General features: G+C 45.0%; 5 protein-coding genes (1 of these 5 only partly in view). 3 read left to right on the forward strand and 2 right to left on the reverse strand.

Features of this window, described 5'->3' with window-relative positions:
• Positions 1–16 precede the first annotated feature (16 nt).
• The 3 genes from LFX25_RS09640 to ychF are packed head-to-tail and all read left to right on the forward strand — an operon-like array spanning position 17 to position 2,966.
• Entirely contained in the window at positions 17–664 is a 648-nt protein-coding gene (locus tag LFX25_RS09640; protein ID WP_238730049.1) for a hypothetical protein, read from the forward strand.
• A 7-nt stretch (positions 665–671) separates the two neighbouring features.
• Positions 672–1,823 (forward strand): LIC11612 family fibronectin-binding protein, encoded by a 1,152-nt coding sequence (locus LFX25_RS09645; RefSeq protein ID WP_238730050.1) that lies wholly within the window; start codon positions 672–674, stop codon positions 1,821–1,823.
• 45 nt (positions 1,824–1,868) lie between these two features.
• Positions 1,869–2,966, forward strand: a complete 1,098-nt coding sequence (gene ychF / locus LFX25_RS09650) for a redox-regulated ATPase YchF (RefSeq protein WP_118956505.1) — start codon at positions 1,869–1,871, stop codon at positions 2,964–2,966.
• A 110-nt stretch (positions 2,967–3,076) separates the two neighbouring features.
• Here ychF and LFX25_RS09655 read toward each other — a convergent pair whose 3' ends face one another.
• Positions 3,077–4,177: a helix-turn-helix domain-containing protein gene (locus LFX25_RS09655; RefSeq protein ID WP_238730051.1), complete on the reverse strand. Its 1,101-nt coding sequence runs from the start codon at positions 4,175–4,177 to the stop codon at positions 3,077–3,079.
• 202 nt (positions 4,178–4,379) lie between these two features.
• Positions 4,380–7,173: the 3' portion of an Lcl C-terminal domain-containing protein gene (locus tag LFX25_RS09660; protein ID WP_238730052.1), read on the reverse strand. The gene runs 29 nt beyond the window's last position; the window shows 2,794 of its 2,823 coding nt (coding positions 30–2,823); the start codon falls outside the window, past its right edge; the stop codon is at positions 4,380–4,382.

Below are 7,173 nucleotides of genomic sequence, written 5' to 3' on the forward strand. Positions count from 1 at the left end.
CTTCAAGGATACGCTTATGACCGCAGCTTTGACCCGGACTTCCTCATCCACGGAAGCCATTCGTACTTTTTTACAAAAAATCATCCAAGAACCCGAACAACATTCCCGCTGGCTCAACACGATTTCCTTTTTGGAGCACATGGGCTCCCGAAAAATTTTCGCAACACAAAGCGGAATCGGAATGGGCGAAATGATCCTTAGACACGCTTCGGAAGAGGCAAGGCACGCGCACTTTTTCAAACGAATGAGCGAACGAGTTTCCCCGGGTGCCTGCCCCGACTATCAAACGGAAAATCTTCACTGCGGTTTCCCCGCATTTTTATACTTTCAAAGGCTGGACGGAATGGTTTTGAAAAACCTAAACGCGGCCGGAATCCGGGGAAAAAAGCAGTCGTTTCTTTCCTATCTTTACGTTACCCATCTCATCGAAGAACGCGCCGATTTTCTCTATCAGGAATACGATCGGATCTTGGAAGAAAACGGAATTCCAGTCAGTTTAAAAGCCATTCTCAAAGAAGAAGAATCCCATCTCGCCGAAATGAAATCCGCCTTAACCGCGGAAGATCCGGAATACAAAACGCGTTATGCGGTCTTTCAAGAAAAAGAAGAAAAGAATTATAGGAAGTTCGAAAAATCCCTTTTAAAGTCCGTAGGGCTCGCCTAAGATCGAAATGTTCCGGACGAATCTCAAAAAAGCGTTTCTTCTTGTTTCCATTTTCTGCATATTCTATGATCGGAATGTATTTTCGGAAACGGGCGGATTACAGGATCGTCCGGTCAGCGTCGTTCTCGTCTGCGAACCTTCCGCAAAAGCGGACAAACCCCGATATTACAAATCAGCTTCCTTATTCTTCAAACGGCTGAAAAACAAACGTCTGCAAGAAAACGGAACGGCGTTTTTCGTAGGCTATGGATCGTTCGCTTCCGAAGCTCCTGCGGAACAACTCAATCTCGCGGGTCAAAACGGATACGACTTATACATTTTTCCGCAAACCGCTGCGGAGAATCTCCCGACTTCTCCATCCGGAAACGCGGTCCCTTGGATCTCCTTTGTCGTGGAAAAAAAAGAAACCCTAATTAAACCGACGTCCCCAAAAAAGTCGGGCAAACAAGGGATTTCTCCGAAAAGAAAAAAACAAAAAACGAAATCCAAACCGAAACTGAATCCGGAAAAACCTTCGGATAAAACCTCGGAGTCGCTTCCCCGCGAAGCGGAAATACAAGAAGGGGTCGGACAAACTTCCGGAACGTACGCCGACAAAATCGAACTCAAACATACAACTTCGAAAAAGAAGCCGGCAAAATCCAAGAAGTCCAAAGAGCGGAACACATCCCGAACGAAGTCCGAAAAAAAACGGAAATCCGATGCGCAGGCAAAACCGAATTCTTCAAAGGAAACTTCTTCGCGGAATACTCAGCAAACACAAACGCCGAGTAAAACGGTCGTCGCTTCGATCGGAAACGCTTCTTTCGAATTGAATTTTGAATCTTTGAAATTCTGGTTTTCAACTACCGTGAATCCGATCGAACTTTCTTGGAGCCCGGAAAGAATTCTATTCTTAGCCGGAGAGAAAACCGCGGATGAATGGAATCAAATTCTTTCCGGAAAACCGGACGATACGACCGCGATACGACTTTTAAACTCCGGGCAGGATTTGAAATTCAACGAGGGCATATATTATACTGGCTGCGCTTCTTTGCAAATTCCGAACGGAGTCTCCGTTTTGAATTTCTTCTTTCGAGGAAATCGTTTGATCCGGCTAAAGCAGGAAAGTTTTTCTCTCAACAGCGACGGTTCCGGGAAATCCTGGGAACTGGAATAACGATTTTACTTTTCGCATAGACCTTGCCCGGAAAACCTGGACTCCATGAGTCTGAATTGCGGCATCGTAGGCCTTCCCAACGTAGGTAAATCCACTATTTTCAACGCCCTTACCAAAGCGGGTGCACAGATGGAAAATTATCCCTTCTGCACCATCGAACCGAACAAAGGAATCGTGGAAGTTCCGGATTCCAGACTGGATCGCCTCGCGGAAATCGCAAAACCGCAAAAGGTCGTTCCTGCAATCATAGAATTCGTGGATATCGCAGGTCTTGTCAAAGGGGCGAGCCAAGGAGAAGGTCTCGGAAATAAATTTCTTTCCCATATCCGGGAAGTAGACGCGATCTGTCACGTTGTGCGCGCTTTCGAAGACGAAAACGTGACGCACGTTCATGGAAAAGTAAATCCCGTGGACGACGCAGCAGTCGTAAATATGGAACTGATCTTTGCGGACTTGGACAGCGCGGACAAACAATACCAAAGAGTCGCAAAAAATGCGAAGAACGGAAACAAAGAAGCGCAGGAAGTTGCGGTCGTTCTCGAAAAAATCCTAGATCTTCTAAAAGCGGGAAAACCCGCAAGACTTGCCGATCTCAAAGACGACGAAAAAAAAATCGCAAAGTCTTTCCAGCTCATCACCTATAAACCGGTCATGTATGTCGCAAACATCGCGGACAAGGACGCGGCAAAAAAAGATACGCCGCTCTTGCAGCAGATTCGCCAGATGGCAAAAGAAGAAAACGCCGAACTTGTAATCCTCTGCGGCCGATTCGAGGAGGAAATTTCCGGTTTGGATCGTAACGAGCAACTCGACTTTTTAGCGGAAATTGGAGAATCGGAAAGCGGGCTCGATCGCATGATCAAAACCGCATATAAACTCTTGGGTCTCATCACATTCTTTACCGCTGGAGAAGTGGAAGTGCGCGCATGGACGACTCCTGTGGGCAGCACGGGACCGAAGGCCGCCGCAGTCATCCATTCCGATTTTGAGAAGGGGTTTATCCGGGCCGAAGTGATGAGCTACGAGGATTTGGACCGTGCGGGATCGCAGACCAAAGTAAAAGAAGAGGGCAAATTAAGAATCGAAGGAAAAGAATATATCGTTCAAGACGGAGACGTGATTTACTTCAGAATCAACGCGTAAAATTCTCGGTTTTTTTCAAACAAAGATAAATGCGCTCCTTCCGATCAAGAAGCGCATTTATTTCCGACCGCAAAACCAAATCGAGTTCGAAGGATTTTATTCTATCTAGTTCAAATTCTTTTTTCATTCTTCAAGATTTGTTTTCGAAAGGCATTCGGGCTCACTCCGACGTGTTTTTTAAAAGCGGTATGAAACGCGGATAAAGAATTAAATCCTGATTCGTATGCGACATTGAGAATGATGAGATCCTCTCTCTGAGTCAACAACCGTTTTGCTTCCTCAACCCTATAGAAGTTTACAAGGCTGTTAAAATTCATGTTTAGTTTTACGTTTAAAAATTCGGACAGCTGATGCGGAGTCATAGACAACCTTTCTGATAAGGATTTAAGACTCAAGTCTTCGTCCTGATAGATTTTTTCGTTTTCCATCAGACTTTTTATCTTCGCCTCGACGCCGCTTACGTCCACTTTTTTCAAGGTCGTCTTTTCATACTGAATCTGTTTGATCGTATTGGAAATAATATTGAACGTAATCGGAAATTTTTGACTAATAAAAAAAGTATAAAAAACGATCCCACTCAATAGAATCAAAAGAAAGAAATAAAGCCTTTCAAAAAAATCCCGATCCAAACCCGTCAAAGTTCGGATTCCCAGCAAAATTCCGATCGCACACGAGATCATCGCAAGAATAAAAATGATCTGTATATGGATCGGCCATTTTTCCTTAAAGAAATTATTCCTAAATATCAGATAGTATTTCCGCGCTAGTATAAACACGTAGATCGCGGGAGATAAAGGAACAACGGTATATAAAAGCGTATAACGGCTTTCGTAATTATGATCGAGATCCCGAAACGATTCGTGTTGAAACAAAATTCTCAAAGTATGAATCCCCCAAAACAGGAGATACAGAATTGCGGGAATAAAATTTAGATAGATTCTTTTTTTCCGAAGTACGCCGTCTTCTATCAAAAGATTGAAATAGAGATACAATAACGGACCGACGGAAAGGGTAACGAATATTTCGATTAGGAAAAAATGAGAATACTCCTGCAGAGCTCCCGTAAGCAAACAAATACCTTTGATCAGATAAAAACTCATCGAAAAAAATAAACAGGAAAGAATCCAATTCCTCTTCGCGAACGAATTGATTATTTGTGAAACTCCTAATAAAAAGGCAAGACCTCCACTGAGATAAAAAAGGACGATCATCTGAATTCTTTCATTGAAACAAAAGATAAAATCGATAAACGAAATCGGTTTTTGTTTTGTAGGAAATTATAGATTTTTTTCCAAAGTTTACAAACGGAATTATCCTTATTTTGCGATTTACACACCATTCTTAAATTCAACTTTCCAAAAGAATTTTAAGATAGACGCTTGCGGCGTGGAATGATTTCAAAATCGAGATAACTCATTCTTTTTCGGTGACGCAGCGAACCTCTTTCGTACTTCCCGTCTTCGAATACGCTTCCACCGTTCCGTCCGCAAAGGAAACGATGTAAGCCAGGGTCGGATCCTGTAAAAAGCTAGTCACGGTCCAATAGTCTCCGTTCTGCGTATTCGGAAATAAGTTTAGGGATCGTTCGATCAAAGAGGGATCGTTGAAGTTATGATCTACGAGCGTTCTCAATTCGTTGACGCTCGGAAGTCTCCAAGGGCTTCCCGCCGGCCCGAATCCGAGACTCGCACAATAACCAAGGGCATTTTTCCAATTACTAGGAGCGAAGGAACCGCCGGAGCAGGTCGCCCCGCTCAATCCTTTCGAACATTTCCTCCAAAGTAAATTCGTAAGAGTATCCTCGACGCTTCCATCTCCTCTATCGATCAAAGTATTGGTAATCAATCCGTCTCCTCGAGGCCACTGTCCGCCCGAGACACAACGAACCCGAAACGTATCTCCACTTGCTCCGGAACTGTTATTGGCGTCATAAGAAAAACCGTCCGAAAATTGTAGAAACCAAGAGGAAGTGCCTGACGCGGTCTTCTTACTAATCGACCAGAGATCCAGATTTGAACCTTGATTCGGAAAGTAATTCGACTGAACGGAAGGGGACACAACAGCACCATAATATACTAAAGTAGATAATTCCGAAATTGTGGGCAGTCTCCAATTCTTAATTCCTGCATATCCGGCTCCGGCATTCAAACCGCTACAGGAAGTGATGGCGGATGGCCATTTCATGGAGGAGCTTGCTCCGCTACAATGGTTGGGGGCGGCCACATCCGCTTGCCCCTGGAGACAGGTTTTCCAGACAAGTCCCGTGATCTTATCCTTTGTGGTGTGATGATTGCTTGCGCCGATAGTATTCGGTCCGCTGAAAATTCTGGGATATATATAATTCGCGTATTGAGTCGGAAATCCGGACAAGAGTCCTCCGGAACCGTCGTCGCAGAGAAAACCGCCGGAATTATCAAAACAGACCGGCCCGATTCCGGTTCCGACGATAGGAATGATTTTTCGAAGCAGAAGAAAATAGTCTTTTGTGCTGCTCGGCAGCAGATCATCTACGATCGTATAAACGATCGAGGTCGAACCGTCGAAGGGATTGGAAGTAACTTCCGAAACCTGAGGAATACCCGCTATATTCGTCGAAGTATCCGAAGAATACAAACCGAAACTTGCAATCAAACTCGCAGAAGGATCGGAACTGGGAAGAACCGCGCCAAAGGGTAAATCTACTTTGATTTTTGCATCCGTTGTAATTGTCCCCGAATACGTATATTCCAGATCCGTAAAACTAGACAGAAAACTGTAATACGTAAAACCCAAAATCTTGGAACAAACGACCTGAATCGTGATAGGCCCTCCGTGGATCGAACCTGTCGGACCCGGCGCAGGCGAGGTCGTATCGAAAGAACAAGTTTGCGAAAGATAAGAATAAGGAGGATTGATCAGCGGTTGTTGCGTGATCGCCACGGTATAGTTAGAATGATCCAAAATACCGGTGGTGAACGTCTGTAATCCATTGGAATCGAATGTCAACTCGTCCCCGCCGTTATTTGTCAGTTTCAAACCCTGTCCCTCTAAGCCGGTTACGTTTACCTTTACCGAATAGGAATTCGTAACACATGTATATTCCACGGTCACGCTCGCACCTGAAATCACTCCTTCGTTCCAAACGGAACCGCTCAAAGAACAGGTTTGATCCGGATTCGACGGAGCCTGATCCACTAAGACCTTATAATTTCCTCCATCGATAATTCGTGTAGGAAAGGTATAGGTCGAAGTTGACGGACTAGCGGGAATCGTAATTTGTTCCGAGTTATTTTTCAAAATCGGACCGGTAGCGCTTCCCGTTCCGGCAAGCCCAATCATCTTTACATTCACGTCGTAGGAGTTCGTAGAACAAGCCACCAGAACGGTGATATCATTTCCATCTATCGCGCCGGAAGCGGGTGGGTCGCCCGGAGGAGTTCCATAAACCGAACAAGTTTGATTTAAACCAGGAGGACTCGGTTGTTGCGGAAAGCTGATGTTATACGAACCTTGATCAGCAACCTCAGTTGCGAAAGAATAGACTCCGTTTGAGGGAATCAAAATCTGTTCTAAATTATTTTGAATTTTCAGATTACTACCGGCGAGACCAGTTACATTTACATTCACCTTGTAAAGATTGATGGAACAGATGATTTGGATCGTAATATTGGAGCCCCAGACAAAGCCGCTCGCGGAACTCGGAGCTTGTACGGAACAGGTTTGATTGAAACCGGGACGACTCGGTTGCTGAGGAATGCTTATGTTGTAACTGCCCCCGTCCGCGACCAACACGCTAAACGTTTCCGAGACATCCGGGATCGGAGCAGGTGGAATCACCGTCGCTTTGGAAACGAGCAAATCCTCACCGTTATTTCGAACCACTAATCCGTCCCCGGTCAATTGTCTCACGTTCAATGCGACACTGTAAGTGCTTCTTGAACAGACAACATTCACCAAAGCGTCGGAACCTGCGATCAGTCCGCTATTGGATCCGCTCGGAGAACAGACTTGGGAAGGCGGTCCCGCAACGGGAGGTTCCACAGTAACATTGTAACTTCCTCCCTCCGCCACCGGAATTGAAAACGTATAGAAACAAGGAGAAGCAGAGCAAGAATCGATCGTGATCGGATCGCTTCCATTATTTTTAACGACAAGACCCAATCCGGTTCCGAACAATCCGCTTAGACTTACTTTTACGGAATAGGAAAATGCGGAACAAACGACTCGT

It is taken from the genome of Leptospira sanjuanensis (assembly GCF_022267325.1).
Lineage (GTDB): Bacteria > Spirochaetota > Leptospiria > Leptospirales > Leptospiraceae > Leptospira > Leptospira sanjuanensis.

What these genes read in the sequence shown, in the direction of transcription:
- LFX25_RS09645 (WP_238730050.1), top strand. Translation starts at nt 672, where the DNA reads ATGTTCCGGACGAATCTCAAAAAAGCGTTTCTTCTTGTTTCCATTTTC.
- LFX25_RS09640 (WP_238730049.1), top strand. Translation starts at nt 17, where the DNA reads ATGACCGCAGCTTTGACCCGGACTTCCTCATCCACGGAAGCCATTCGT.
- ychF (WP_118956505.1), top strand. Translation starts at nt 1,869, where the DNA reads ATGAGTCTGAATTGCGGCATCGTAGGCCTTCCCAACGTAGGTAAATCC.
- LFX25_RS09655 (WP_238730051.1), bottom strand. Translation starts at nt 4,177, where the DNA reads ATGATCGTCCTTTTTTATCTCAGTGGAGGTCTTGCCTTTTTATTAGGA.